Source organism: Maribacter sp. PR1, assembly GCF_028464145.1.
Taxonomy (GTDB): Bacteria; Bacteroidota; Bacteroidia; order Flavobacteriales; family Flavobacteriaceae; genus Maribacter.
This window is the reverse complement of record NZ_JAQPCG010000001.1, coordinates 654,559-680,770: the sequence shown is the minus strand read 5'-3', so window position 1 is coordinate 680,770 and position 26,212 is coordinate 654,559. Positions and strand designations below refer to the sequence as shown.

Annotated in this window: 26 protein-coding genes; 6 read left to right on the top strand and 20 right to left on the bottom strand. The window is 39.1% G+C overall.

What is annotated here, in order from left to right:
• The first annotated feature begins 79 nt into the window (after positions 1-79).
• The gene (locus PP182_RS02875) at positions 80-739 is read left to right on the top strand and encodes an aspartate kinase (protein WP_272649818.1); all 660 of its coding nucleotides are present in this window, start codon (positions 80-82) and stop codon (positions 737-739) included.
• A 1-nt stretch (position 740) separates the two neighbouring features.
• Here PP182_RS02875 and PP182_RS02870 read toward each other — a convergent pair whose 3' ends face one another.
• From PP182_RS02870 to mfd, 5 genes are all read right to left on the bottom strand, one after another.
• Positions 741-2,063 (bottom strand): TlpA family protein disulfide reductase, encoded by a 1,323-nt coding sequence (locus PP182_RS02870; protein WP_272649817.1) that lies wholly within the window; start codon positions 2,061-2,063, stop codon positions 741-743.
• A 15-nt stretch (positions 2,064-2,078) separates the two neighbouring features.
• Positions 2,079-3,386, bottom strand: a complete 1,308-nt coding sequence (locus PP182_RS02865) for a serine hydrolase domain-containing protein (RefSeq protein ID WP_272649816.1) — start codon at positions 3,384-3,386, stop codon at positions 2,079-2,081.
• A complete protein-coding gene (locus PP182_RS02860) occupies positions 3,383-4,663 on the bottom strand; it encodes an APC family permease (protein ID WP_272649815.1) in 1,281 nt (426 codons plus the stop codon). Before PP182_RS02860 ends, PP182_RS02865 begins: the two co-directional genes overlap by 4 nt.
• Before the next feature lie 42 nt (positions 4,664-4,705).
• On the bottom strand, positions 4,706-5,068 hold the full coding sequence (locus tag PP182_RS02855) for a tellurite resistance TerB family protein (RefSeq protein WP_272649814.1): 363 nt from the start codon (positions 5,066-5,068) through the stop codon (positions 4,706-4,708).
• A 121-nt stretch (positions 5,069-5,189) separates the two neighbouring features.
• A complete protein-coding gene (gene mfd / locus PP182_RS02850; protein WP_419197720.1) occupies positions 5,190-8,633 on the bottom strand; it encodes a transcription-repair coupling factor in 3,444 nt (1,147 codons plus the stop codon).
• 146 nt (positions 8,634-8,779) lie between these two features.
• Here mfd and PP182_RS02845 point away from each other — a divergent pair, with 146 nt between their 5' ends.
• Entirely contained in the window at positions 8,780-10,129 is a 1,350-nt protein-coding gene (locus PP182_RS02845; protein WP_272649812.1) for a dihydrolipoyl dehydrogenase family protein, read from the top strand.
• Position 10,130: 1 nt separating this feature from the next.
• On the opposite strand, the gene PP182_RS02840 is transcribed toward PP182_RS02845, so the two are convergent.
• Genes PP182_RS02840 through PP182_RS02820 form a run of 5 tightly spaced genes read right to left on the bottom strand, consistent with a single transcriptional unit; the run spans position 10,131 to position 16,811 of the window.
• The gene (locus PP182_RS02840) at positions 10,131-10,934 is read right to left on the bottom strand and encodes a tryptophan-rich sensory protein (protein WP_272649811.1); all 804 of its coding nucleotides are present in this window, start codon (positions 10,932-10,934) and stop codon (positions 10,131-10,133) included.
• Positions 10,935-10,990: 56 nt separating this feature from the next.
• Positions 10,991-11,662, bottom strand: coding sequence for a ligase-associated DNA damage response endonuclease PdeM (gene pdeM, locus PP182_RS02835; RefSeq protein WP_272649810.1), 672 nt, complete (start codon positions 11,660-11,662; stop codon positions 10,991-10,993).
• Between the two features lie 13 nt (positions 11,663-11,675).
• On the bottom strand, positions 11,676-14,144 hold the full coding sequence (locus PP182_RS02830) for a ligase-associated DNA damage response DEXH box helicase (protein ID WP_272649809.1): 2,469 nt from the start codon (positions 14,142-14,144) through the stop codon (positions 11,676-11,678).
• Position 14,145: 1 nt separating this feature from the next.
• Positions 14,146-15,792, bottom strand: a complete 1,647-nt coding sequence (locus tag PP182_RS02825) for an ATP-dependent DNA ligase (RefSeq protein ID WP_272649808.1) — start codon at positions 15,790-15,792, stop codon at positions 14,146-14,148.
• Entirely contained in the window at positions 15,789-16,811 is a 1,023-nt protein-coding gene (locus PP182_RS02820) for a ligase-associated DNA damage response exonuclease (protein ID WP_272649807.1), read from the bottom strand. The genes PP182_RS02825 and PP182_RS02820 overlap by 4 nt, the downstream gene beginning before the upstream one ends.
• A gap of 101 nt (positions 16,812-16,912) precedes the next feature.
• On the opposite strand from PP182_RS02820, the gene PP182_RS02815 reads away from it, so the two are divergent.
• Positions 16,913-17,335, top strand: a complete 423-nt coding sequence (locus PP182_RS02815; protein ID WP_272649806.1) for a tellurite resistance TerB family protein — start codon at positions 16,913-16,915, stop codon at positions 17,333-17,335.
• A gap of 48 nt (positions 17,336-17,383) precedes the next feature.
• Here the strand turns inward: PP182_RS02815 and fbp are convergent, their stop codons facing one another.
• Positions 17,384-18,394, bottom strand: coding sequence for a class 1 fructose-bisphosphatase (gene fbp, locus PP182_RS02810; RefSeq protein WP_272649805.1), 1,011 nt, complete (start codon positions 18,392-18,394; stop codon positions 17,384-17,386).
• A gap of 109 nt (positions 18,395-18,503) precedes the next feature.
• On the opposite strand from fbp, the gene PP182_RS02805 reads away from it, so the two are divergent.
• From PP182_RS02805 to PP182_RS02795, 3 genes are all read left to right on the top strand, one after another.
• Positions 18,504-18,983, top strand: coding sequence for a GNAT family N-acetyltransferase (locus PP182_RS02805; protein WP_272649804.1), 480 nt, complete (start codon positions 18,504-18,506; stop codon positions 18,981-18,983).
• 24 nt (positions 18,984-19,007) lie between these two features.
• Positions 19,008-20,255, top strand: a complete 1,248-nt coding sequence (locus PP182_RS02800) for an aspartate kinase (protein WP_272649803.1) — start codon at positions 19,008-19,010, stop codon at positions 20,253-20,255.
• A gap of 83 nt (positions 20,256-20,338) precedes the next feature.
• Complete coding sequence (locus tag PP182_RS02795; RefSeq protein ID WP_272649802.1) at positions 20,339-22,156, top strand: lysophospholipid acyltransferase family protein; 1,818 nt, start codon at positions 20,339-20,341, stop codon at positions 22,154-22,156.
• Here the strand turns inward: PP182_RS02795 and PP182_RS02790 are convergent.
• From PP182_RS02790 to PP182_RS02750, 9 genes are all read right to left on the bottom strand, one after another.
• Complete coding sequence (locus PP182_RS02790) at positions 22,153-22,647, bottom strand: GNAT family N-acetyltransferase (RefSeq protein ID WP_330097971.1); 495 nt, start codon at positions 22,645-22,647, stop codon at positions 22,153-22,155. The genes PP182_RS02795 and PP182_RS02790 overlap by 4 nt on opposite strands.
• Positions 22,648-22,658: 11 nt before the next feature.
• Positions 22,659-23,144 carry a DUF6428 family protein gene (locus PP182_RS02785; protein WP_272649801.1) on the bottom strand — a complete coding sequence of 162 codons (486 nt, stop codon included), beginning with the start codon at positions 23,142-23,144 and terminating at the stop codon, positions 22,659-22,661.
• A gap of 16 nt (positions 23,145-23,160) precedes the next feature.
• Positions 23,161-23,484 carry an ArsR/SmtB family transcription factor gene (locus PP182_RS02780; protein ID WP_272649800.1) on the bottom strand — a complete coding sequence of 108 codons (324 nt, stop codon included), beginning with the start codon at positions 23,482-23,484 and terminating at the stop codon, positions 23,161-23,163.
• Between the two features lie 83 nt (positions 23,485-23,567).
• On the bottom strand, positions 23,568-23,954 hold the full coding sequence (locus PP182_RS02775; protein WP_272649799.1) for a YtxH domain-containing protein: 387 nt from the start codon (positions 23,952-23,954) through the stop codon (positions 23,568-23,570).
• 57 nt (positions 23,955-24,011) lie between these two features.
• On the bottom strand, positions 24,012-24,398 hold the full coding sequence (locus tag PP182_RS02770) for a VOC family protein (RefSeq protein WP_272649798.1): 387 nt from the start codon (positions 24,396-24,398) through the stop codon (positions 24,012-24,014).
• A complete protein-coding gene (locus tag PP182_RS02765) occupies positions 24,395-24,853 on the bottom strand; it encodes a DUF1801 domain-containing protein (RefSeq protein WP_272649797.1) in 459 nt (152 codons plus the stop codon). The genes PP182_RS02770 and PP182_RS02765 overlap by 4 nt, the downstream gene beginning before the upstream one ends.
• 1 nt (position 24,854) lies before the next feature.
• Complete coding sequence (locus PP182_RS02760) at positions 24,855-25,223, bottom strand: VOC family protein (RefSeq protein ID WP_272649796.1); 369 nt, start codon at positions 25,221-25,223, stop codon at positions 24,855-24,857.
• A complete protein-coding gene (locus PP182_RS02755) occupies positions 25,220-25,690 on the bottom strand; it encodes a DUF4199 domain-containing protein (protein ID WP_272649795.1) in 471 nt (156 codons plus the stop codon). The genes PP182_RS02760 and PP182_RS02755 overlap by 4 nt, the downstream gene beginning before the upstream one ends.
• 103 nt (positions 25,691-25,793) lie before the next feature.
• Positions 25,794-26,204, bottom strand: coding sequence for a response regulator transcription factor (locus PP182_RS02750; RefSeq protein WP_272649794.1), 411 nt, complete (start codon positions 26,202-26,204; stop codon positions 25,794-25,796).
• Positions 26,205-26,212 lie beyond the last annotated feature (8 nt).

Sequence of the window (26,212 nt, the reverse complement as noted above, 5' to 3'; positions counted from 1 at the left end):
AATTTTATGGGATAATATTTAAAAACATTTTGTTTTATTTATAACAAGTTGTTATATTTGCGTAAATCAATCAAGATTTATGAAAACCATATCATCCGTAGTAGAACATTACATTAAAAAGAAGCCTTTTTTACAAAGCGCTTTGGCACAAGGAATCATCAACCTTACCTCACTTTCCAGAATTGTAAAACCTGAGATAGAATCTGAACTCGGGAAGGATATTAGAAATGGTGCTATTGTAATGGCACTCAAAAGATTGTCCGATGATCTTGAATTCAGGGCCACACATAAGATTTTGAAGGTCTTGAAAAATATAGGAGAAATTACCGTCCGTTCTTCTTTAACGGATTATACTTTTCTCGCATCCGATAAAATTCTTGTACATCAAGCCAAGTTATTGGAGGAAATCAATGATAATCAGGATGTGTTCTATACCTCCAGTAGAGGGGTAAATGAAATAAATATTGTTATCAGCAACGTTATGGATGCTACGGTCCAAAAATTGTTTAAGGACGAAAAGTGTACCCAGAAAGCAGAAAACCTTTCATCCATTACAGTAAAACTACCAGCGGAAAATGTTTCCGTTCCAGGGATTTATTACTTTATTTTTCAACGATTGGCTTGGGAGGGAATTGTTCTTTACGAAGTGATTTCTACTACGAATGAATTTACCATACTCGTAAATGACGAACAGGTAGATATTGCTTTTAAAACCATCAAGGACTTAAAAACACTTTAACCTAATCACTCTTTAAGGATTTAATAACTGCATTAACGTCCTCAGGTCTATCCAGGAAGCGTTTGTTCTTATCCATTATAAAATAGGTTGGAGTCTGCTGAATGGCAAAAGTCTTTACATATGGGCTATCCCATTTTCCTAGGGCAAGGGCATGATGAAAATCAGCTAACTTTGGAATAGTGCTTTCCCAGATTTTTTTATTGTCCTCTAAGCCCACGGCAAGTACTTCTACATCTTTAATGTTTTTTAGTTCTTCATACAGAATGGGTAATTCATTTAAACAATGGGAACAGGTACTGCTCCAAAAAATAAGGAGATACTTTGAGGCACCGGTCAAATGTGATAATGATTTTTCCTCTCCGTTCTCTTTCCATGTTATTTCTGGTGAAACGGCACCAATACGAAGTCTCGTTTGGGTTTCAAGATTGGTAATTAGATTTTCATTACCGGTATCTATGGCAAGTTTTTTCAGATAGGAGTCAAAAATGTAGTCAGATACTTCATATACCTTACTTTCATTTGCCTTTTGCCAAGCCTTATTCCACAGGTTTACCTGCAGTGCTTTCGGTACCACATCCAACTTTGTATAAAGAAAATCGATGTTTTTCTTGATTTCGTTCACGAGGTCCTTTCTTTCGGTTGTTCCAGGGGGAATTGCCCAGAACATGTAATTCAATATCTTGTCCGCAAAGAATTCGGAGGCTTGTAGGGTAGTATTTTTAAAGTCTATATGGTCAAAATAGTGGCTTTTCTTTTTTACCAGATACTCATTAAGCGCTATATATTTCTTAGGTAAATAATATTGGTTCGCTTCAACAAATGTATTGGATATAGTTTCTTTGGATTTTGATTCGTAATGCTCTTGGACCCGCTCCAAATTACCGACCAAATTCATATATTCATTTTCATTGGACCTATTGTTACTATAGAAATCCATCAGTTTATTCTTGGCTTGATCGATATCCGAAAAATAATTGTGGTAAAGACTGTTTTCTTCGGAGCTAACTATTTTGATACCGGATTCCAAATCAAAATTAAATACAATATCCTCCTCGCAATTGTAGATAAGATCTATAAAATAATCATCTTGAGGTACACCGTAAACCAGCCTATATATTCCAGGAGAAACAGAGTTTGGCAGGGTAAACGCAAATTGCCCATCCTTTATGCCAGTGTCCGTAACATATTGCATGCCATTTGGTTCTAGTTGGTATACCATTAGATATCTAAAAGAGCTGGCCGGGGAGAAATTACCGGAGACTGTATGCTGGGATTGTACTCCAACTGTAAACAATAATGCAATGATAATCTGAAATAATTTCATAATGTATTTTAATCGTTATTTGGCATTTTCACCTTTGTAAGGGCCATAAACGGCATCCCTAAATTTTTTATGTAATCCTATTTGATCATATGGAAATAATTGAACGAACATTACGGCGGTCAATTTATTCACAGGGTCCACCCAAAAGAGTGTGCTGGCTGCTCCATCCCAATAAAATTCACCAACTACACCATGGTTTTCTTCTGCGTTTGCAGGCGGAGCTACACGTACGGCAAAATCTATTCCAAATCCTACTTGACCTTTTGAAGGTAACCAGGACCTTTCGGTTATACTATCGGCCAATTGGTTGGTTGCCATCAGTTTAACCGTTTCTGGTTTTAAAATTTCTACTGAATCCAGGCTTCCATCGTGCACAAGCATTTGGGCAAACTTCATATAATCGTCCAGAGTAGAGGTTAACCCAGACCCTCCTCTGGTTAGTGGCCAATGTTCCGTGTAATTGCTGTACGTTACGGAGTCCTTTACAAGTTCGCCTTCGCCCGTTCTAATATAAAGCCTTGCAAAATCCTCTCGGTCTTCTTCGGGAATATAGTAACGGGTCTTAGTCATTTCCAAGGGATCTAAAACATGATTGCGGACATATTCTCCATAGGGCACACCGGAAATCCTTTCTACCAACAAGGCTTGTACATCTACACTTGGACCATATTCCCATTGGGTACCTGGCTGAAACCATAAGGGTACGCCACCCATTTTTTCGGCCATTTGGGTCAAGGTGTTCTCCCGGTTCATGGCATCGGCATCGGCTAATAGTTCACTAAGCCCTGGAATGTTCGGTCTGTTTGGAAACCCTGCCGTGTGTCTAGTGACATCCCTAATGGTCACAGGTCTGTCCAAGGGTTCGGTGACAACATTTCCATTTTCATCGACTCCGGTATAAACTTCCATATTGGAATATTCAGTAGCATATTTCGTAATAGGGTCGTCCAACTCAAATTTTCCTTCTTCATAAAGGGTCATGAGCGCGGTTCCCGTAATAGGTTTGGTCATGGAATAAATTTGAACAATCGTATTTCTGTCCATGTGCTCTTGAGCCTCTTTATCCGCGTACCCAAAAGCGTTAAAATATACTTCTTGGCCTTGTTCGTAAATTAGGGCCGAAACACCGGCAATGTTGCCAGAAATTACAAATGCCTGTAGGGTGGAATCGATTCTTTTTTTTGTGGATTCGGTAACCACCGAAATTTTAGCGGTACTGTTATCTTCATTTTTCTTTTCCGTTTTGCAGGATACGAATATTAAAAATGCCAGGCTTACGACTAAAAACGAATCTTTCAGGAGCCAACTAGTAGAAGTCTTCATGATTGTTTTTTATATTTTTTGTAAATGAATTCCATAAGGAAACAGCTAAAGATAATTGAAATTGAAACGATTACCCCAAGTCTATTGTCTGAATATTGTTGGATGATTAGGACTATGGTAGCAATTAAGCAGAGGGTAAACCCTGAAAGGGTAATCAATTTATTGGCTTTTATATTTGATGATAGTCTATAGGCACTATAATTTACCACGGAAAATATCAATAGAAAACCAACGCTGCCAGAAGTGGAAATACTCTCTAATTCAAGGCTGTTTACCAAAATCAGCGTTAAAACGGCCGTGATAATTAAACCTATGGGTTGATTCCAAAATTGACTGGTAAGTTCGTGTGGAAGTTCATCATCTTCTGCAATTTCATAGCTAACCCTGCTTCCTCCATAAAGTGATGCATTAATAGCGGAAAATGTTGAAATCAATGCGGCAATGGTCATAATCGTAAAACCGATTTGCCCTAATGTTGGTCTTGCTGCTTCTGCCAATACATAATCTTCCGCTCTTGTAATTTCCTTAAAAGGTAAGGATCCAATGGTAACTCCTGCAATAATGATATAAAGTAGTATTACAAAAAGGACCGACCAGTAGTAGGCCCGAGGAATATTTTTTTTGGGTTCAATGATGTCCGAAGCGGAATTGGCGATCAACTCAAACCCTTCATAGGCTACAAAAATGACCATTCCCCCTGTTAATAGGTTTATAGGTCCTTCCCAACTTTTCAAGTTCAACTGATCTAAATTAGGGTTACCGATTAATCCATAAATACCCACCCCGATAAAACCAATGAGAATTATCAGCTTTATAATGACCGCATATGATTCTATTTTGCTAACCACTTTAATGCTGTAGTAGTTGATGGCCGTTGCCAGAATTACAATGGCGCTGGAATAAATATGGGTGTCCAGATTGGTGTCCTCCGTTAAGGAAAAAAGATTCGGGGCATAGGAGCCAAATGCCGAGGCATATAGGCCCAACATGATAATGTAACTTATCCAAAGAAGATTGTTTAGACCTCCGCTGAAAATATTTTTCCCTAATCCTTGATTAATGAATTTTACCGTGCCCCCTCTATCCGGATAGACCAAGGATAATTTGGTATAACTGTACGAAGTTAACAGTGCTAGACTTCCGGCAATGAGAAAGGCTATAGGTGTTCCACCTTTTGCTAAGGAAACGGCAAGTCCAAGAACGGCAAAAATGCCACCACCGACCATTCCGCCGATACCAATCGACATAGCTTCTTTAAGTCCTATTTTATCACTCATCCCCTAATATGGATTTGTTGACCGAATAAAATGAGCTACAAGTTAAGGTAATATATTTGTATAGGTATTCTTGATTTTACTTGATTTTGAATCAAGTCTAATGACCGATAACACGTTTTCCATCATTTCAATCTCCTTTTGATGTACAAAGCCATCGGCTTTGGCAACTTCGTCCATAAGATTTTCAAGAAGGCCTTTTTTCTTAGAGGAAAAGTTTTTAACGATTGCCATGCTTTGTACGGTGTCCAAGTTCCTGGCCTGAATTAAAAAATTGGCATCAAAATCTAACAGTTCCATCAGTTTTGAAAACGCGTTGATTTCCCCCTCATGGACAATACCATCGGCATAGATCAATGAATCGATAACCCTTACGATGGCCAGTTTTTCCGATATTTCAAATTTCATTCTAAAAAGTTTCTAATGGCTATTTTTTTGGTTTTTCAGGGGGATTTGCTAAGATATTTCAATTGTTGGGTCAAACTTCCTTTAATCTGATGAAAGTAACAATTATTAGACTAAATTCATTTTACTGCTGAAGTTGCGTTGCATTCTCACTTGGTTTGTTGCCTTTAAAAGGAAGCAGCGCTTGTAAAGCTTGGTCAACACTCGTAATATTGTCAAAAGTGAGTAGCAAGCGTAATCCATTTCGGGTCTTTTTCTCCTTGATTTTACATTTTTGATGATGTGCCTGAACATATTGCAATACCTTGGTAAAATTCTTGGTTTGATAAAAATCCGATTGCTGGTCACTGATAAAATAACCGATCATCTTTCCTTGTTTCATGACAATTTTCTCCAACCCTATACCGTTGGCTATCCACTTGATACGTACAGAATTCAATAGATCCTCGGCTTGGGAAGGTAATTCCCCGAACCTGTCGATAAGTTGTTTATCAAAATTTTGCAGCCCTTCTTCGTCTTCTATTTTATTCAGGTTGGTATAAAGTGTTAAACGTTCCGTGATATTGTTGATGTAATCATCCGGGAACATCAGTTCAAAATCGGAATCGATTTGCGTTTCCTTTACATAAATTTTTTCGTGTGGCCCTTCTACCTCATCATAGAGTTCCTTAAATTCATTTTCCTTAAGTTCCTCAATGGCCTCAGCCAATATTTTTTGATAGGTTTCAAAACCTATATCGTTGATAAACCCACTTTGTTCACCGCCCAATAAATCTCCCGCACCTCGTATTTCCAAATCCTTCATGGCAATATTGAACCCGCTGCCGAGCTCCGTAAATTGTTCCAAGGCCTCAATACGCTTTCTGGCATCCGTAGTCATTACCTCATAGGGTGGAGTGATAAAATAACAGAAAGCCTTTTTGTTACCGCGCCCTACACGACCTCTCATTTGATGAAGGTCACTTAAACCAAAGTTATTCGCATTGTTAATGAAAATGGTGTTGGCATTGGTTACATCCAAACCACTTTCAACGATGGTGGTGGACACCAACACATCGAACTCACCATTCATAAAACCTAACATTAAAGTTTCCAGTTTTTTACCGTCCATTTGGCCGTGACCAATGCCTACTTTGGCATCGGGAACCAACCGCTGAATCATGCCGGCAACCTCCTTGATATTTTCTATTCTGTTATGGATGAAGAAAATCTGTCCCCCCCGCTCAATTTCATAACTCACGGCATCTCTTATGGTGTCCTCGTTGAATCTGATCACCTGACTCTCTATGGGATATCTGTTCGGGGGGGCGGTATTGATAACGGAAAGGTCCCTGGCTGCCATTAAACTAAATTGTAGGGTTCGTGGAATTGGGGTTGCGGTCAAGGTGAGTACATCAACATTTTCCTTAATGGATTTGAGTTTATCCTTTACAGAAACTCCAAATTTTTGCTCCTCATCTACAATAAGCAATCCTAGGTCTTTAAACCTTACATTTTTATTTACAAGTTGATGGGTGCCAATGATAATATCCACTTTACCATTGCCCAAATTCTCCAGGGTTTCCCTTTTTTCCTTGGCAGTCCTAAAACGGTTTAGATAATCTACGGTAACGGGCATTTCCTTTAATCTTTCGGTAAAGGTGCGGTGATGTTGAAAAGCAAGAATGGTAGTAGGTACCAAAACAGCTACTTGTTTCCCATTGTCCACGGCCTTAAAAGCCGCTCTTATGGCAACTTCCGTTTTGCCAAAACCAACATCTCCACAGATAAGTCGGTCCATGGGGCGTTCACTTTCCATGTCTTTTTTTACATCTTCAGTAGAACTACTTTGGTCAGGAGTATCCTCGTAGATAAAGGAGGCTTCCAACTCATTTTGTAGATAACTGTCCGGCGCATATTGGAATCCTTTTTCAAGTCTTCGTTTGGCGTATACCTTGATTAGGTCAAAGGCAATTTTCTTGACCCTATTTTTGGTCTTATCCTTAATTTTTTTCCAGGCGCCCGAACCTAGTTTATAGATTTTGGGAACGGCACCATCTTTCCCGTTAAATTTGGATATTTTGTGGAGCGAATGAATGCTCACGTAAAGAATATCGCGCTCACCATACATTAGTTTAATGGCCTCCTGTTTTTTGCCCTCCACCTCAATTTTTTGGAGTCCCCCAAATTTCCCGATTCCATGATCTATGTGGGTCACATAATCCTCAATTTCCAGTTTGTTGAGTTCCTTTAAGGTGATGGACTGTTTCTTGGAGTAGCCATTTTTTATTTGAAATTTATGATAACGTTCAAAAATCTGATGGTCGGTATAGCAGACTAGTTTAAGGTCATCATCCACAAAACCTTGGTACAAGGGAAAGACAATGGTCTGGTAATGGACTTTTTCGTTTACCTCTTCAAATATGTCCTGAAATCGTTTAGACTGTTGTTCGCTCGCACAAAGAATATAATTCGTATATCCTTTCTCCCTGTAACTATTGAGGTTATCGATAAGTAGGTCGAACTTCTTGTTGAATGAAGGCTGTGGTTTTGTGTTGAATTCAAATACGTTTTGGTCGTCTTTTGAAATGTCCCCGGACAATACAGTGAAATTTTGCAGATGCTCCTTAAATGCACCTCCGCTCATAAACAGCTCCTCTGGGCTGGCATGTTTTATATCTTCGGACAGTTTTGAAAAAGCTTCATTAGCCTTTTCGAAAAAGTCATCCAGTCTGCCTAAAAGCAAGTCGGTATTCTTGGTATATACCAATGTATCGGAGGCAACATAGGTCAGGAAACTTTGGCGCTGTTCTACAAGGAACTTGTTGGCCATATTGGGTACAATGGAAATGCTTTTTACCTTATCGTTAGAAAGTTGGGTTTCTACATCGAAGGTTCTGATACTATCAATTTCGTCTCCAAAAAACTCCACTCGGTAGGGTTCATCGTTCGAAAAGGAATACACATCTACGATACCGCCACGTACCGAAAATTCCCCTGGCTCGGTAACAAAATCCACTCTCTTGAATTTATATTCGAACAGGACCTCATTTAAAAAATCAAGGGAAAGGGTATCTCCCAGTTTCATTTTCAAGGTGTTTTTGTCCAGTTCCTTTCTTGTCAGAACTTTTTCGAAAAGCGCATCGGGATAGCTAACTATTAGTGCCGGTTTTTTTCTGGAATTGATTCGGTTTAGCACTTCCGCACGTAGCAGCACGTTGGCATTGTCCGTCTCTTCGATTTGATAGGGTCGTCTATAGCTACCCGGATAGAAAAGAACATGGTCTTCACCAATGATTCGTTCTAGATCGTTTAGAAAATACGCAGCTTCCTCCTTATCGTTCAATATCACCAAAAAAGGACGTTCCTGTTTTCCGTAAATCTCGGAAAGCACAAAAGAGAGGGAGGAACCCGTTAATCCTTTTAGGCCAATTTTAGAAGTGTCTTTATTATCTGAATTTTGAAATTGGGAAATAGTATCCTGCAGTTTCCCTAGTTGGGGAGACTGTCCAAAAACTTGTTGGATTTGGGATGCCTTCAACAAAAAAAATTTTTGCAAATATAAGGATACACAGGCAATGGATACCATTCATTTTTATCGAATATGGGTCAGTTAGTGCCTCAAAAAAATCGGAAATTGTAAAAGCTTAAAAGCCGAACACCCTATTGTTGAATTATTCCTGAGCATTTGTTCGGTAATTATATAAGGAGACGGTGTTTTTAAAATGTATTTAAATGGACTCAAAAAAGTTTGATGTATTTGTCATTGGAAGTGGAATTGCGGGGCAGACGGTCGCCAAAGCTTGTGCGGAGGCGGGAAAAAAAGTGGCAATTGCGGAAAAAAGAGCGTTTGGGGGTACTTGCGCCAATCGAGGTTGCGATCCAAAAAAAGTGCTATTGGGAGCAACCGAAGCTGTTGAACAGGCAAACAATCTCAAGAAGAAAGGAATTGTAAAGCCGTTAACCATAAATTGGAAGAAACTACAAAAATTTAAAACCGAGTTTACGGAGCCCGTTCCCGAAAATACAGAGAAAATGCTCAGTGATTTGGGAATAACCCTATTTCATCAGTCCCCAAAATTCATTGACGAGAAAACACTATCCGTTGGAAAAAAAAGGGTCACGGCTAAAACCATAATCATTGCCACAGGTCATGAACCAAGAAAACTATCCTTCAATGGGAATGGATATTTGCAAGTAAGTGATGATTTTTTAACGCTGAAAAAATTGCCTAAACACATTACATTTCTCGGTGCCGGATATGTGGGGATGGAATTTGCACACATGGCTGCAAGGGCTGGTTCCAAGGTTGTTGTTCTGGATAGAGGAGATTCAATTTTACACCCCTTCGATAAAGATTTGACCAAAGAACTGAAAGACTATTCCGAAAAATTGGGCATTCGATTTATTTTTAACGCTAAACCTACCTCGCTTAAGAAAAAATCAAAAAAATATAAACTTACCTATGAAGTGAAGAATTCCAAAAAATCGATTAAGACAAAATTAGTTTTCAATACTACCGGCCGCGTTCCGGCCTTGTCCAACTTATATTTGGAAAAGGGAAATGTGGCTTTTGATGAACAAGGAATTACCACCAATTCCTATCTTCAAAGTACTTCAAATTCCAGAGTGTATGCCTGTGGGGATGTATCCGACAAGAATCTACCACTAACACCACTTTCCGGAAGACAGGGCTATGTGGCATCGGAAAACATACTAAACGGGAACACCAAGTCCTTGGACGTCCCCATTATTCCTTCTGTGGTATTTACCTTGCCCAATTTGGCATCTGTTGGATATTCTGAAGAAGAGGCCAAGCGTAGATATAAGAATGTAATTGTCAACTATAAGGTAGTCCCTAATTGGTTTAATGCGAGAAGGATAAATGCACCGTTATATGCTTATAAAATTATCATGAACGAACGTACCGGAGAACTCGTTGGAGCCCATCTTTTAGGGCCCAAAGCCGGTGAAACCATAAATATTTTCACGATGGCAATTAATCAAAAAATGACCGGGGACAATTTACAAAGTACCATATTTACCTACCCATCCTGGGCAAACGATATAAAGAGTATGGTTTAAGTTAAGTTTTTTGAAGACGTTGTTTTAGTTTATAGACCGGATTAGTATGTCTATTCTTATACCCATGAATCATAGAAACAATGGTAAGAATTAGTGCACCTGCCATCGCAGTATAGGCAATGGTCGAATATGTATCTTGATGTCTAACAAAAATAGCCACCAAAGCCCAAATACCCACTGCACTGAACTCTCTCATATTACGCTTCCAAATCATTAGAAGATTGATTAAAACGGCTATTGCTATCATTATCAATGTCCAGGTAATTTCTGAAAATGGACCACCTTCCCAATTTACTTTACTCAAATAGGCGGATACGTTGGCTACTGTGGCCACCGTAATCCAACCACTATAAAGACAAATTGGCCACCATATAAAAGCAATGGTTGCAATAGGGGCATCCCATCGTTCCATGTTGGTATTCAAGATGACTTTGATTAGCGAGAGTAGGATTCCGAACATTATCAATACGGAAAACCCAACAGAGTCGTACAAAAAGGCAAATACCCAACAACCATTTAAAATGTTGGCCAAGGCAAACCAAAATCCAGTTTGTTCTATGAACGGACTTTCCTTATCGGAATAAAAGGCCCTTCTTACTTGAAAAATTGAAAATGCCAATAACCCTAAAAAAATAAGGCCCCAAATAGCGAAGGCGTAACTGGCCGGTGTAAAGAGATTGTCATATCGCTGGCTTACTTCCCCAATAGTCGTGTTATTGAATGAAAAGATTTGGGCACTATAGTTTACTGCAATAACCCCAATTACAGATATTAGGTTAAGAAGGGAAAATCCTTTTTTTGTCATAGTCAAAAGTACATGTATCCAGGGATATTCATTAGTTTAAAACAAGAAGAAAAGAGCTATTTCCGATATTTCCTTTTTTTCTTCACTTCCTTAATGGGAACGGGTAATACGGCATCACCCAATAGGGCGAAAACCTCACAATCTTCACAGGGCTCCATGGTATAAGATCCCGTAAACTCCCCAAAAGCGGGTAAAATCATTTGGTTGTTGGTCTTATAAAAACAGGGCAGACGAACCGATTGTCTTCCCAGTCCGTTTAATCGGATTGCAGGATGAATATGTCCTGCAAAGTTGAATGCACCTTCCCGTTCCTCCAGATGATGTGTGAGTAAAAAACCATCTAATAGTAACTCCGAAAGAATCTGAATTTTTAAAGCCTCGTATTTTAAGGGGGATATAATATCGTGATTCCCCGAAACCAAAATAAAATCCATTGTTTTTGATGTTACCCAAGCTTCGAACAGTTTCCACTCATTGTTGAGGTGCGAATGGAAGAGGTCGCCCAAAAAGATGACGGTTTTGGGAAGATAGGTTTCCAAAGCCTCATCCATGGCCGTAAAATTTTTTTGTATCGCTTGTTGGGGTACCGCTGCACCAAATTTTCTAAAATGGGAAACCTTTCCCAAATGGACATCACTAATGAGCAAAATCGATTTTTCCTTCCAGAAAAGGGCACCGGAATAGTGCATTTGGAAAGAGTTGTCACGAATCATAATACCATGCATCATGAGGTAAAATTACCTATTTCTTCATCAAAATGGCTGCCATACGTTTAATTCTGTCCTCCAATTTTTCACTGGATAATTTTTCCCGGCTCAAACGGTCTGTAATTAAAGGAAAAGCAAAGGGAGTGGCCTTTTCGCATTGTTTCCACATGATGTTCTGTGTGGCGATACGTTCCAATGAAAGTCGTAATCGTCCTTCCTCTAGCTGGTGCTCAAAGGTTTCCGTAAATGCCTGTTGAAAGAGTAGATTGTTCGGCTCGTAATCTCGAAACACTTCGAATAATAACTGGGAATTGCTTTGTAGGTGCTTCATTTTTATTCCCTTATTCGGATACCCCGTAAATACCATACCGCTGATAATAGCAATGTCCCTAAACTTTCTTCGAGCCATTTCAGTAGCATTGAGACTTTTTTGTAGGTCATCCAACAAGTAATCGGTAGTAAAAAGATCGTTGTCCAATACCTGTTGCATGTCTATGGGTTTATCGGACAGAAGTTCAAAGCCATAGTCATTGAATGCGAGTGAAAATGTAATAGGGGAGAGGAGACTGATGCGATATCCCAATAGACTACCCATTGCCTCGTGAACAAACCTTCCTTCAAACGGATAAAAAACGGCATGATAGCCATCGCGACTTTTGAAGGTTTCAATTAGAAATTCCGAGGGTTGGGGTACGATACTTTCCCGTCTTTGTCTTTCAAAAATGTGAGCCAAGGATTGTATTTCAATGGATTGTTTTTCTATGGCCTCGTCAGAACTATATAATTCCTTTCGTAAAAGCTCGGACATCTGTGCGGATAGGGTGAGGCGACTACCCATCCAACTGGAAACTTTACTGGTTTTCTTCTTGGAATTACGTACATGGACCTGCATATCCTTAATTCTAATAAACTCCAGGTTTCTGCCGGCAAAAGTAAATACATCGCCCTTATTGAGTTTTGAGACAAAGTATTCTTCTATAGTACCGATATACCCGCCTTTTTGATATTTTACAGTGAGGTTCACATCCCCCACAATGGTCCCGATTTGAAATCGGTGACGCATGGCCACACCTCGATTGTTCACCTTGAATTTTCCATCCTCCTCCACCTCAACTTTTTTGTATTCATCATAGGATTGCAGACTTTGGCTACCCATGACCAAAAAATTCAATAGCCATTGCCAGTTTTCTTCACTGAGTGCCTGATAGCAAAAAGTATCCGCTACTTCCCTAAAGATTTCATTAGGATAAAACCCATCTGAAATGGCCAATGTGGTCAAGTATTGGAGCAAAACATCATAGCTGTTAAGGTATGGAATACGGTCTTCCACAGTATTTTGTTTCACCGCTTTTTGAAGTGCCGACGCTTCAATAAGTTCAATGGCATGTGTAGGAAGGAAATAAATAACACTTTCTTTCCCCGGTCGGTGGCCACTTCTTCCCGCTCGCTGTAAAAATCGGGCAACTCCCTTTGGGCCGCCAATCTGTACCACGGTCTCTACAGGAGCAAAATCAACACCCAAATCCAGACTGGAAGTACATACCACGGCCTTTAGGGTTTCGTTTCTAATAGCATTTTCCACCCAAACCCTTGTTTCTTTATTGATGCTCCCATGGTGTATGGCGATTTCACCGGCAAACTCGGGATGCTTTTCCAGTATTTTCTGAAACCATATTTCGCACTGACTTCTAGTATTGGTGAATAGCAAGGTGGTTTTACTTTTATTGATAATCGGAATAACATATTCCAATAAATGAAGCCCCAAATGCCCCCTCCAAGGAAAGGTTTCCATTTTCTTTGGAATGATACTTTTAACCGTAATTTTTTTGTTGATGTTGGCCTTTATCATCACTGAATTTTCCAAGGCTTTGGATTGGGGGCCTAAGAGGACTTCCCGTGCTTGCTCCATGTTTCCTATAGTGGCTGAAATTCCCCAAATACGTAAATGTTTTGAAACGGTTTTGAGTCTAGAGAGCGCAAGTTCCATCTGAACGCCCCGTTTAGTACCTAAGATTTCGTGCCATTCATCCACAACTATGGAGGTGCAGTCCTTGAATATTTTATCATATCCTTTGGAGGCTAATAGTAGTTGAAGACTTTCGGGGGTCGTAATCAACAAATCGGGCATCTGTTTTTTTTGTTGTGCACGTGCTTTCGTCGAGGTATCTCCAGAACGAATACCTACGGTCATCTGAGTCCCCAAATCGGTTACAACCCGCTCTGCAGATTGTCTTATTTCTTGAGATAGGGCTCGTAAGGGCGTAATCCAAACCGCTTTTAATCCTTTTTTATGCTTGTTCTTATAATCGGGATTTTGTTTGATATAATTGAGGACAATAGGAAACCACAGAGCATAGGTTTTCCCACTTCCGGTAGGGGCATTTAGCAGTCCGTGCTTTCCTTGCAGAAAGGCTTTCCAAGTCTCTTTTTGAAAAGGAAAGGGTTTCCAATCTTGCTGTTGGAACCAGTTTTTGGCAATCATAAAAAGCTCTTCCCGATTCATTCTATGGAATCATTTCTTTAAGGTCGTTCAGTGAATTCGCTTCATGAATATTTTTATCCTGCCTCCATCGTAACATACGGGGGAAGCGAGTAGCCACTCCACTCTTATGCTTTTTGGAAAGTGCAATCCCTTCAAAAGCGATTTCAAAAACATGATGAGGGGTTACGCTACGTACAGGTCCAAACCGCTCTAAAGTATTTATCTTTATCCAAGCATCCAATTTTCTGAATTCGGCATCCGTCAATCCGGAATACGCTTTTGCAAAAGTGACCAATTCCCTTTCTCCTTCCTCGTTCTCGTTCCAAAGCGCGAAGGTGTAGTCCGTAAATAGGTTACTTCTTCTTCCATGACCTCGCATGGCATAGGTTAGAACGGCATCTATGGTCAACGGGTCCACTTTCCATTTCCACCAATCCCCCTTTTTTCGTCCTACGAGATAAGGAGAATCCTTTCTTTTAAGCATCAGTCCTTCACTGTGTTTTTCTCGGGATAAGTCTCTTTCCTTGGCGACCTCCTTCCAAGAACCAAAGCTTAGGGTCCCTGAGAGTTGAAGGGGCAGGTCACTTCGGCTCCGCTCAGTGACCTTGGAATTCTGATGGCTGAGCTGAACCGAAGTCACTTGATCAAACAAGTCTTCCAATAACTGCATACGTTCCTTAAAAGCTTTATTTCTTATATCCGCTCCTCTCCATTCCAAAAGGTCATATGCTTTTAAGATTACAGGGAATTTAGTTAGCAAATTTTTGGTAATGGTCTTTCTGCCTATTCTTTTTTGAAGGTCGTTGAAGGTGCCTATTTGTCCTTTAGGATAGGGTAGGATTTCACCATCGATGACCGTTCCATTGGGAATAACGCCGATAAATTGTTCAAATTCCGGATACTTGTCCGTAACCAGTTCCTCACCCCGGCTCCAAACAAAGATTTCGTCATTTCTTAAGATAACTTGGGACCGTATACCGTCCCATTTATGCTCTGAGTACCATTGCGATACATCGCCCAATTCCTCCACTTCACCTTCAAGGGCATAAGCCAAATAAAATGGGTAAGGTTTTGATAAATAGTCACTCTCGTTCTTTTCCAAAACTAGTTGCTGGAATGAAATTTTATCTGGGTCCCAATTCCCCATCAACTTATAGGCCAGAATGTCTTCATCAATGTCCGTAGCTTTAGAAAGCGCTCGAGTCATCAATTTTTGACTAACCCCAATCCTAAATCCACCTGTAATCAATTTAGTGAACACAAAGCGTTCATAATAGTTGAGCGATTTCCAATTTTGGTGTAAATAGGCTTTCTTAAAATCCTCAGGTTTGGATTTTAAAGATTTTATCTCCTTTAAAAATGACGTAAGGCTTTTAGAAGATGTTTTGTTCGAATTTGGGACTACCAAGGCGATAGTTTCGGCCAAGTCGCCTACGATGTGGTAACTTTCTTCGAATAGCCAAAGTGGAATATTAGCCAGTTCTGAGGCCCATTCCCGCAGCAAGGTCGTGTTAACCGGTCTTGGAGGTCTCCTATGTGAAAGTATTGCAATGGTCCAAACCTTGTCCTTATCATCGGCCTGTTGAAAATACGCGGCAAGCGCATTAACCTTTACCTTGGTCTTATTGGTACTGTCCAAGGCCTTGATAAGTTGGGCAAATTTTCTCATGAGTCTGTATTGGATTTTGACGACTCCATCTCGCCCTGTTCCCCTTCATATTGAGTTGCCTCTGTTCTGGCATCATATCCTAGTTCCCGTAGATATTTTGAAAATATATCGCTATATCCATGTGTGCAAATGATCTTTTCCGCTCCAGTCGCCTCAATACTGGATAACAAACCTTGCCAGTCGCAATGGTCACTCAGTACAAACCCCTTATCAATAGCTCTTCTTCTACGTGCCCCCCTAAAGGTCATCCAACCACTCGCGGAAGCGGTTACATAGGGAACCATTTTCCGTATCCAAGTGCTTCCATGGGCGCTGGGCGGTGCCAAGACAATATTGCCCAACAATTCTTTTTTGGAGGTTTCTTTGGTAATCAATGTTGTTTTTGGAAATGATACTAAGGGTCTTAGCACCTCTGTCATGTTTTCTATGGCCCCATGGGTATAAATGGTACCGATGTCAGTATCCAAATATTTCAGTAATCGCTGTGCTTTACCTAGGCTGTACCCAAAAAGTATGGAAGTTTTTCCTTCATTTTGGTTTTCTTTCCACCATGCGTTAATATCCCGTAATACCTCATTTTGAGGAATCCATTTAAAAGCGGGTAGTCCAAAGGTACATTCGGTTATGAATGTATCGCACTTTATTGACTCGTAAGGAGTGGAAATACCATCGTCCTCAGTTTTATAGTCTCCTGTAAAGATCCATACTTCACCTTTATGTTCCACTCTTACCTGTGAAGATCCAATAATATGTCCTGCAGGATGCAAGCTAAATTTTACATTGTTTACAGTAAAACTTTCTCCCCATGCTACTCCGGTCGAGTGGATATCCCCAAGTCTGTGGGAAATGATGGGTATATTTCTATGATGGGTAATATATTGCTTGTGTCCCCATCGGCTATGGTCCGCATGACCATGTGTAATAATAGCCTTTTCCACGGGTTTCCATGGGTCTAGATAAACACCTGCTTTTTCACAATAGATTCCTTTATCCGTAAATTGCAGGAGAGGTGTTTTCATAGCTATGTGAAGTTACAAATTTGCAATGAAACAAAGTTGCACGTGATATAAACTATGACCTCTAAAAAAATTATATTTGCTCAATAATTTAAAATACAACTATGTCTATTGCAGATTTATATACCAGTGGAGAGCATAGAAGAAATCTAGCTCATTTTGCTGCCTTGGCAACACTTGCCTCGGTTGATGGAGAAGTAAGTACAGAAGAAAAAAAATTGTTGGATCGTTTTGCCACGAAATTAGATATTACCCAGGCAGAATATGATGAGGTACTTAAAAAGGAGAATGTTTATCCTATACAAGCAACCAACAGTTCCGAACAAAGGCTGGAGCGTTTATATGACCTATTCCGTATTGTTTATTCGGACCATAAAATGGACCATGAGGAAAAATTATTGGTTAAGAAGTACGCAATCGGACTTGGTTTTAGTGGCGATAAGGCGGACGCTGTCATAGAGCGATCCGTTGAGATATTTGGAGGCAAACTTGATTTCGAGGATTATCTTTATTTGGTAAAGAAGTAGAAACTAGATTGAAATAAAAAAGGGGGGGGAGCAATTATGCTCCCTTTTCTATTGGTACCGTTCCAAAAACTCCTGAAGCTTTTCTACCATCTTTTTGCTTCCACAGAAAAAGGGTACTCTTTGGTGCAATTCGGTAGGTTGTATATCCATGATTCTTGTCTTCCCCCCAAAAGCAATACCATTGGCCTGTTCAGCAATAAACGCCATTGGGTTACACTCATAGAGCAACCTTAATTTTCCACTTCCCGTAACACTACTTTTAGGATACATGTAAATACCACCTTTAATCATATTTCTATGAAAATCGGAAACTAAAGATCCTATGTATCTGGAAGTGTATGGTCTGTCCCCTTCCTCCATTTGACAATATTTTATATAGTCTTTTACACCTTGGTGGAAGTGGATGTAATTACCTTCGTTAACCGAATAAATCTTTCCGGTTTCTGGAAACTTCATTTTTGGGTGAGAAAGGTAAAATGTCCCCAAGGCAGGATTTAAGGTAAATCCATTGACACCATCCCCTGTCGTATAAACTATCATGGTAGAGGTGCCATAAACAACATATCCCGCAGCAACCTGTTGATTTCCTGGCTGTAAAAAATCCTTAATGGTCACTGGTGTGCCTACTGGGGTGACTCTTCTATAAATCGAAAAAATTGTTCCTACGGATACGTTGACGTCTATATTAGAGGATCCATCTAGCGGATCTATCAAGACCACATATTTGTTTTGATGATTTTCATCACTGCTATTTATGGAAATAAAGCTGTCCTCTTCTTCAGAGGCTATACCACAAACAATTTCCCTATTTGTAAGGGTTTGAATAAATTTTTCGTTGGCAAAAACATCCAATTTTTGCTGATTCTCCCCTTGGATATTGGTATCTCCAACAGATCCAATAATATCTACAAGCCCTGCTTTGTTTACCTCGTGGTTGACCACTTTGGCCGCCAGTCGAATGGCGTTTATTAACTTAGAAAGCTCTCCCGATGAATATTGGAATGAATTCTGGTTTTCTATTATGAACTCCCCTAAGGTCTGTTTTCTGTTGGTCGTCATATCAAATAGGTTGTTGTCTTTACAAATATCGCCTATTTTGTGAAACTCGGTTTTTTAGTTTTATAATCTTTATTTAAATATATAACTTTGTGTTTTATTTGTAACAACTATGGATTTTTCAATTAGACCCTCACGCAAAGAGGACATGGCTTCTATTTTACAATTGATCAATGAGCTCGCAGTATTCGAAAAAGAAAGCAACGCCGTAGAGGTTTCTGTAGCCGATTTGGAGAAAAGTGGTTTCGGGGAAGAAAAACGCTTCCAATGTTTTGTTGCCGAAAAAGGGAATGCCATTGTGGGTATGGCTTTAGTATATCCAAGGTATTCGACATGGAAGGGGCCAATAATTCATTTAGAGGATTTAATAGTAACCGAGGAGATGAGAGGAAGCGGTTTAGGTACTGCTTTATTGAATGAAGTCGTAAAGTACGGTAATGAGCAGGGCGTAAAGAGGATTAGCTGGGAAGTTTTGGATTGGAATGAACCTGCGATTAACTTTTATGAAAGCAAAGGCGCCGATGTGAAAAGGGATTGGGACGTGGTACATTTAGATGAAGAGGGTATAGCCAATTATTTGGCCAATATTTAAAAATAGTAGAAGAATATTAAATTTATGAGAGTATTTAAGTTTGGAGGTGCATCCGTAAAAGATGCCGATGCGGTTAGAAATGTCGTGAATGTTTTGCAGCAAGTTGGCTATGAAAATACCCTTTTGGTAGTTTCTGCCATGGGTAAAACGACCAATGCGATGGAAGAAATAGTTAACGCCTATTTTAAGGATAAAAAAGAAATACCTTCAAAAATAGCGGATATCGTTGATTATCATAACAAAATTCTTTCGAACCTTTTTGAAAATAAGCAGCACAAAATATATAAGGATTTTAAGGTTTTAATTGATGAAATCAACGGTTTTTTAATTTGGAACAAGTCTCCGAATTATAACTTTGTGTATGACCAAATCGTGGGTTATGGTGAGTTGATTTCTAGTGTGATTATTAGTGCATATCTTCAAGAAGTAGGTATTTCCAACAATTGGTTGGATGTTCGAAACTTCATTAAAACAGACAGCATTTATAGGGATACTACCGTTAATTGGGAAAGGACCCAAAACAATGTTGCGAATATAGATAAGAAGGTCTTGAATATTACTCAGGGATTTTTGGGAAGCGATGATAATAACTTTACCACCACCTTGGGGAGGGAAGGGTCCGATTATACGGCCGCTATATTTGCCTATTGTTTAAATGCCGATTCAGTTACTATTTGGAAAGATGTACCGGGTGTTTTGAATGCAGACCCTAGGTATTTTAAGGAAACACAGTTGTTGAACACTATTTCTTATCGCGAAGCGATAGAATTAGCCTTTTATGGAGCCTCCGTTATCCATCCCAAAACACTGCAACCACTTCAGCGTAAAGAAATACCATTACACGTCAAATCTTTTTTAAACCCAAAAGACCCTGGAACTACGGTAGGAAAGGGCATGGGTATTGAACCAAGGGTTCCCTGTTTTATCGTAAAGAAAAATCAGGTTTTGATGAAACTTTCTTCTTTGGATTTTTCATTTATGGTAGAGAACAACATCAGTGAGATTTTCAAACTTTTCCATGATTATAAAATGAAAGTAGATCTTATTCAAAACTCGGCCATTAGTTTTTCCGTTTGTGTGGATAATAAGTTCGGTGGTTTGGAAGATCTGTTGCAGCAATTGAAGAGTAAGTTCAAGGTGGTACATCATGAGGACGTATCTTTGTATACCATACGACATTTTAACGCTCAAGCTCTTGAATCCTTACAGAATGGACATGAAATTATGTTGGAACAACGAGGCAAGGAGACTGTTCAATTGGTAGTCAAATAGCTAGAATACTTCTTTCATTTCACTAAAATAGTGACCTCCAGATTCTATTTTCCTATATTTATGCTTTAGAACAGGAGAGGAATATGGGTTTAGTAACCGCAAAGGAAGTAGCCAAAGCTATTAACTTATCCAAGTACGGCTTTTTAGGAACCTTTATGGGATGGATATTGATGAAGGTAACCCGTATTTCCGGTATCAATACGTTCTACGACAGTATTTCCCATTTAGAAGGAACCGAGTTTACCCAAGCTATCTTAGATCATTTTGAAATTGATTTTCAAATTCCGGAAGAAGAGTTTAAAAGACTACCCAAAGAGGGTCCTTTTATAACGGTAAGTAACCATCCTTTGGGGGCAATCGATGGGGTTTTGTTAATGCACCTTTTAATACCAAGAAGGGCTGATTATAAAATAATGGCCAACTTTCTCTTACAACGCATGGTACCCTTGGAGCCCTATATACTTCCTGTAAATCCGTTTGAAGGACATAAAGGTGTTATTAGTAGTGTAAGTGGCTTTAAAAAAACCTTACAACATTTAAGGGACGGTAATTCCTTGGGAATATTTCCCGCAGGAGAAGTATCGACTTACAGGGATGGTAAGCTTATAGTTGATAAACCTTGGGAAGTTGCTGCCTTAAAACTAATCAGAAAGGCAGAGGTCCCCGTTGTTCCGATTTACTTTCATGCAAGAAATAGCAAACTTTTTTATAGACTTTCCAAGTTCAGGGATATTTTTAGGACGGCCATGATTCCATCACAAGTGTTCACACAACATAGCCGACCCATTAAAATAAGGATAGGACAACCTATTTCGGTACAGACACAGAAGGAACATGCAAGTCTGGAGGAGTTTTCAGATTTATTACGAAGAAAAACCTATATCCTTTCCAACGCTTATGAAAAAGAACGATTGATTGATCAGTTGCCGGCTTCTCTTAAGCTACCAAAGCCTCCTAAAAAAATTGCTTCAGCTATTCGCAAAGAAGTGATGCAGGGCGAAATTGAAAAATTACGGGAAAAGGATTGTCGTCTGCTACAAAGCAAAAATTATGAGGTCTTTTTAGCAAAGGAAAAAGACATGCCTTTTATTCTAAAGGAAATTGGCAGGCAACGAGAAGTTACCTTTAGAGCTATAGGCGAGGGAACCAATAATTCCATTGATTTAGATAAATTTGATACCTATTACTACCATCTTTTCCTTTGGGACGACGCTGAGCAGTGCATTGTAGGAGCTTATAGGATGGGTATGGGGTCTGAAATTTTCCCGGAGTACGGTATAGATGGATTCTATCTACAAGACTTGTTTCGTGTTGAACCGGAATTATATGGGATGATGAAGAATTCCATTGAAATGGGCCGGGCCTACATCACCAAGGAGTATCAACAAAAGCCTATGCCATTATTTTTACTTTGGAAAGGTATAGTCCATACTACCTTAAGACATCCAGAACATAAATATCTAATAGGCGGCGTGAGTATAAGTAATCAATTCTCTAATTTTTCCAAGTCCTTGATGATCGAGTTTATGAAATCTAATTATTGGGACCCATACGTTGCACAGTATATCCGACCAAAAAAGGAATTCAAGGTAAAGTTAAAGGACGCGGACAAGGAATTCGTTTTTGATGAAACCCAAGCCGATTTAAATAAGTTCGATAGGATGATCGATGAGGTGGAACCGGGTAGCTTGCGATTGCCGGTACTCATAAAAAAGTACATCAAACAAAACGCGAAAGTCGTCGCTTTTAATGTGGATCCGTTGTTCAACAATTCGGTGGATGGATTAATGTACATTAAAATTGCCGATCTGCCAGAAAGTACGGTAAAGCCAGTAATGGAGGAGTTTCAGGCCGAATTGGAGCGTAAAATGGCCGAAGCACAACAAAATGCGGATAGCTAGTCCAGTCCTACGACCTTGCTTCTTCTTTCATACAAAACGTTATCTATCCAAACCCCATGTAGCTTACCCACGCGTTCCCTTTTTCCAATATGTCTAAACCCCAGGGATTCATGAAGTTTAATACTTTTTGAGTTGGAAGGAAAAATTCCAGATTGTAGCGTCCAAATACCCTCCTTTTCACTCTCTAAAATAAGGTGTTTCATAAGTGCTTTTCCAATACCTAGCCCCCTGAAATCTTTTGCTATATACACACTTACTTCGGCCACGCCCCTATAAACATTACGGCTGGAAACCGGAGACAAGGCAGCCCATCCAGTAATTTGGTCTTTTTGGATACCTACAAAGCGACAATTTTTTAAATGGACCTTATCCCAATTATCATAAGTAGGGATTTTGGTTTCAAAGGTTGCAAAACCCGTATCTATGCCCTCTTTATAGATTTTGGATACTTGCCCCCAGTCGGAGGCAAGCATAGTTCTAATTAAATTCACGGAAACTAATGTTAACAGCAACCGCTACCAGGAGCACATTCAGAGACCGACTCTTCTATCGTTTCGGGTACCCCACAGGTTTCCTTAGCCTTACAATCCGTTTGTTCCACGCCTAGATGAAAAATAAGATTGTCACCATTTACTTGATGGGCGTTTACGTACAACTGTGCCGTGTGAAAGTTGGGGTTGCTATATTCAAATTTTACTTCAACTTCTCTTTCCATAGGTTTGACTTTATCCACTTTATTTAAAATGGATAGCGCCTTGTATGCGGACATGTAGTCCCTTTTATCTTTCTCTTTTGGACTTTCCCATAGTTGAATAATGGTTTCCTTCCAATAGTCTGGTCGTGCGCCACAGTCAATAGAATCGATAGTTATATTTTTTACTTCGGTAATGTGATAATTTGCACCCACAAAGGAACCTGGGGTATATTCAAAAAGTAAATTTTTATTTGGGTTCTCATTTAGGATGTTTAAAAGTTCTTTAGTCTTCATGTCAGAAAAAATTTAGTTAACAGCAATTTGTTTTGGTCGTATTAAAAAATGAGTTTAGGGTTTCTTGAATCGCAGACCATTTTTTAAGATTGATACAATAGCATACCTTTTTTCCGGCTATCTCGCCAGAAATTAAATCGATACTCTTTAACTCTTTCAAGTGTTGTGATATGGTCGGTTGTGCCAGTCCAATTTCATCCACAATATCATTACAGATACAGGCTTCTTGTTTGCTAATATATTCTAGTATGGCAATCCGTGCAGGATTGGCCAATACTTTAAAAACAACGGCCAAATCATTTTGCTTTTTGTTGAATATCTGTGTTTTAGTAATTCCCATCTCTTATATTTATATATCGCAATATTACGATAATAAATTTAAATAAAAAAGACTGAAGAATAAATTCAGTCTTTAAACATGACTTAAAGGCTTTTGAACCAATCTTGGAAGTATTCGCCAAGTCCAACAATCGGCACCATTTTATCATTAGCGGCATTTACCAGACTAATTATAATAAGAACTACACAAATAATAAAAGCAAAACATCCAACCACTGGTATTATACCTAGAATAAACCCTAAAATCCAAATCCCTAAGGTTTGCCTGATATAATAACTACCAAACTCAGACTTATTCTGACTATTCATTATTAAGGCAACTATCCATCCTATGACGGTAATGTGTGCAATGATGGCAACTGTTTTGCCATTGTCCGGATTTTGGGGGTCAAATGTTTTTTTTACGTCTTCTTTGAAGTCCTTGGCAGCATCCTCTGCCTTATCTCCGAAATCTTTGTTTTCTTCTGACATGGTATTGTTTTTTTTTTGGTGGTTAACTGTTCTTTAAATGTAAAGAATAAAAGTAAATCACAAAAATACTTTATCAATGGGTTCCCAAAGTTCTAACTTATTTCCGTCAGGATCTAAAATCCATCCGAATTTACCATAGGAATATTCCTCAATTTCTCCTACAACCGTTACTCCTTCCTCTTTTAGTGCTTTTAAAAGTCCGACCAAATTTTCCACCCTAAAATTCATCATAAATGGTGATTTACTAGGTTCAAAATATTTGGTGTCCTCATTCATTGGGCTCCATTGGGTCGAGCAATCGTTCCCTTCCTTATCTTTCCACCAGAATGTACAGCCATATTGGTCTGTATTTAGTCCTAAATGGTTCTTGTACCATGTCTTAGTTTTATCGGGGTCAGCTGTCTTAAAAAAGATTCCGCCCAATCCTGTAACTCTATTTTTCATCGTTTTTTAGTTTTTTTCTCGTAAAGATTGATCCAGTCCTGCACTGTTATTTTACTACATAATTCACCAATTAAATCATAAGGGATGTCATCCATGCTTTTGAAACGAATGCAGCTTTTACCCATATCCAATTTTCGCTTGCAGTGCTTTGGAAATTCCTTAATGAACCAATCCAAAATATTTTTATCGGCATAAATCCCGGAATGATATAGCGCTATGTAGTTCTTTTGGGAGGCAAGATTAACAAACGGTAATGGAAGTTCCGGTTTAACATGGTAACCATCTGGGTATAAATTATGTGGAACAACATAGCCGAGCATCCCATAGCTGATCTGTTCCTCAAAACCCTCGGGAAGATTTTTTAGGATACGTTCCCTAATTTTTGAAATTACCTCTTTTCTTTCGGCAGGTAATTGTGAAATATAATCTTCGGGTGTGTCGGCCTTGTATTGCATTTTAGATATGTTGGTCTATTAAAATTGGATTTCCATCCGGGTCGAGCAAGGTAATACTGCCAGGGCCGGCACCTTGCTCAACCTCACGGACGAGATTTAATCCCTTAGCCTTCAATTCTTTTTGAATCTCCCTAACGTCCGTAAAATCCTCTAACGTATTCGCGTTCGAATCCCATCCCGGGTTATAGGTAAGAATGTTTTTCTCGAACATTCCTTGAAATAGCCCTATGGTAGAAGTTTCGTTTTTAAGAATCAGCCAATTTTGTTCAATAGCACCATGGAAAACTGAAAAGCCCAAGGCTTCATAAAATTCCTTGGAGGCCTTAATGTCCTTGACACTTAGGCTGATGGAAAAAGTACCTAGTTTCATATTTTTAGTTTTTGTTTTTGCAGGATAAAAGCGGATATCAATGAAATTATAAAACCTAATAAAACCACTGTTATGAACATAAGGAGAGCCATTGTGCTACTGCTCCATTCGGGTATGGGCTCCATATGGCCTTGGGCCTTCATCGTTTCAACATATTCCTTATAAAAGTTGGGATTAATAAATGCAGTATAGATATAGTCCGCAATTGAAACTCCCAAGGCTGGGAAACCGGAAATCAAGATACCGACGCCCAAAGCCTTCCCTACCGAAATGGTACCATTATTTACATTATCTCTATAGTGTTTAATTCCAAAAAAGACAACCGAAAGAGAAGCAATCATGGTAGCATATCCGAAAATTTCGGCAATGGACAAATCTGAATCTTCCAAAATGACCAGGCCCAATAGAAAAAGGCCAAGTCCTAAAAGAAATCCATAAAGGCCAAATTTTAATACGGTGTTTTTCATATTATTTATAGATTAAGATTCTAAAAATAAATCTATAACTACCTACAAATTAAGTATTCATACTAAAGTACCAAATTAATTTTTTGGGCTAAAAAAGCCATATTCAAAGAATTTGAAGTTCTTTGGCAATTTGTACAGCTTGAGTTCTCCTTTTGGCATTTAACTTAAAGAGCAAATTGGAGACATGTGTTTTTATAGTACTTTCCGTTAAGTAAAGTTTGTCCGCTATTTCCTTATTGGATAGGCCCAAGGCAACCTCTTTCAATACTTGGTACTCCCTTTCGCTAATTTCTAATTTTTGGACTTTATTTAAATCAACATTGGAAGTGGCATCGTCTTTTTTTTGTAGACTTTTTTTATTGAGGTAGATTCCAGTAAAAAAGAAAATAAGAGCTACAAGAACCAAAATTAATTCAATGTTCGTGTTTCCTTGTATTAAAATGTAGGTGCTTATTTTAAAAAATAACACTAAGGCCAAGCCCAAAGTGCCAAATAGTATTACCGTCTTCCGCATGTCATAAA

Coding starts and splice junctions, on each gene's coding strand:
- mfd (WP_419197720.1), bottom strand. CDS start 8,633: ATGGTATCCATTGCCTGTGTATCCTTATATTTGCAAAAATTTTTTTTG.
- PP182_RS02770 (WP_272649798.1), bottom strand. CDS start 24,398: ATGAAAAATAGAGTTACAGGATTGGGCGGAATCTTTTTTAAGACAGCT.
- PP182_RS02775 (WP_272649799.1), bottom strand. CDS start 23,954: ATGTCAGAAGAAAACAAAGATTTCGGAGATAAGGCAGAGGATGCTGCC.
- fbp (WP_272649805.1), bottom strand. CDS start 18,394: ATGACGACCAACAGAAAACAGACCTTAGGGGAGTTCATAATAGAAAAC.
- PP182_RS02805 (WP_272649804.1), top strand. CDS start 18,504: ATGGATTTTTCAATTAGACCCTCACGCAAAGAGGACATGGCTTCTATT.
- PP182_RS02860 (WP_272649815.1), bottom strand. CDS start 4,663: ATGAGTGATAAAATAGGACTTAAAGAAGCTATGTCGATTGGTATCGGC.
- PP182_RS02795 (WP_272649802.1), top strand. CDS start 20,339: ATGGGTTTAGTAACCGCAAAGGAAGTAGCCAAAGCTATTAACTTATCC.
- PP182_RS02825 (WP_272649808.1), bottom strand. CDS start 15,792: ATGAGAAAATTTGCCCAACTTATCAAGGCCTTGGACAGTACCAATAAG.
- PP182_RS02815 (WP_272649806.1), top strand. CDS start 16,913: ATGTCTATTGCAGATTTATATACCAGTGGAGAGCATAGAAGAAATCTA.
- PP182_RS02845 (WP_272649812.1), top strand. CDS start 8,780: ATGGACTCAAAAAAGTTTGATGTATTTGTCATTGGAAGTGGAATTGCG.
- PP182_RS02820 (WP_272649807.1), bottom strand. CDS start 16,811: ATGAAAACACCTCTCCTGCAATTTACGGATAAAGGAATCTATTGTGAA.
- PP182_RS02800 (WP_272649803.1), top strand. CDS start 19,008: ATGAGAGTATTTAAGTTTGGAGGTGCATCCGTAAAAGATGCCGATGCG.
- PP182_RS02785 (WP_272649801.1), bottom strand. CDS start 23,144: ATGAAGACTAAAGAACTTTTAAACATCCTAAATGAGAACCCAAATAAA.
- PP182_RS02765 (WP_272649797.1), bottom strand. CDS start 24,853: ATGCAATACAAGGCCGACACACCCGAAGATTATATTTCACAATTACCT.
- PP182_RS02750 (WP_272649794.1), bottom strand. CDS start 26,204: ATGCGGAAGACGGTAATACTATTTGGCACTTTGGGCTTGGCCTTAGTG.
- PP182_RS02755 (WP_272649795.1), bottom strand. CDS start 25,690: ATGAAAAACACCGTATTAAAATTTGGCCTTTATGGATTTCTTTTAGGA.
- PP182_RS02875 (WP_272649818.1), top strand. CDS start 80: ATGAAAACCATATCATCCGTAGTAGAACATTACATTAAAAAGAAGCCT.
- PP182_RS02840 (WP_272649811.1), bottom strand. CDS start 10,934: ATGACAAAAAAAGGATTTTCCCTTCTTAACCTAATATCTGTAATTGGG.
- PP182_RS02870 (WP_272649817.1), bottom strand. CDS start 2,063: ATGAAATTATTTCAGATTATCATTGCATTATTGTTTACAGTTGGAGTA.
- PP182_RS02830 (WP_272649809.1), bottom strand. CDS start 14,144: ATGAATCGGGAAGAGCTTTTTATGATTGCCAAAAACTGGTTCCAACAG.
- PP182_RS02865 (WP_272649816.1), bottom strand. CDS start 3,386: ATGAAGACTTCTACTAGTTGGCTCCTGAAAGATTCGTTTTTAGTCGTA.
- PP182_RS02780 (WP_272649800.1), bottom strand. CDS start 23,484: ATGGGAATTACTAAAACACAGATATTCAACAAAAAGCAAAATGATTTG.
- PP182_RS02855 (WP_272649814.1), bottom strand. CDS start 5,068: ATGAAATTTGAAATATCGGAAAAACTGGCCATCGTAAGGGTTATCGAT.
- pdeM (WP_272649810.1), bottom strand. CDS start 11,662: ATGATGCATGGTATTATGATTCGTGACAACTCTTTCCAAATGCACTAT.
- PP182_RS02760 (WP_272649796.1), bottom strand. CDS start 25,223: ATGAAACTAGGTACTTTTTCCATCAGCCTAAGTGTCAAGGACATTAAG.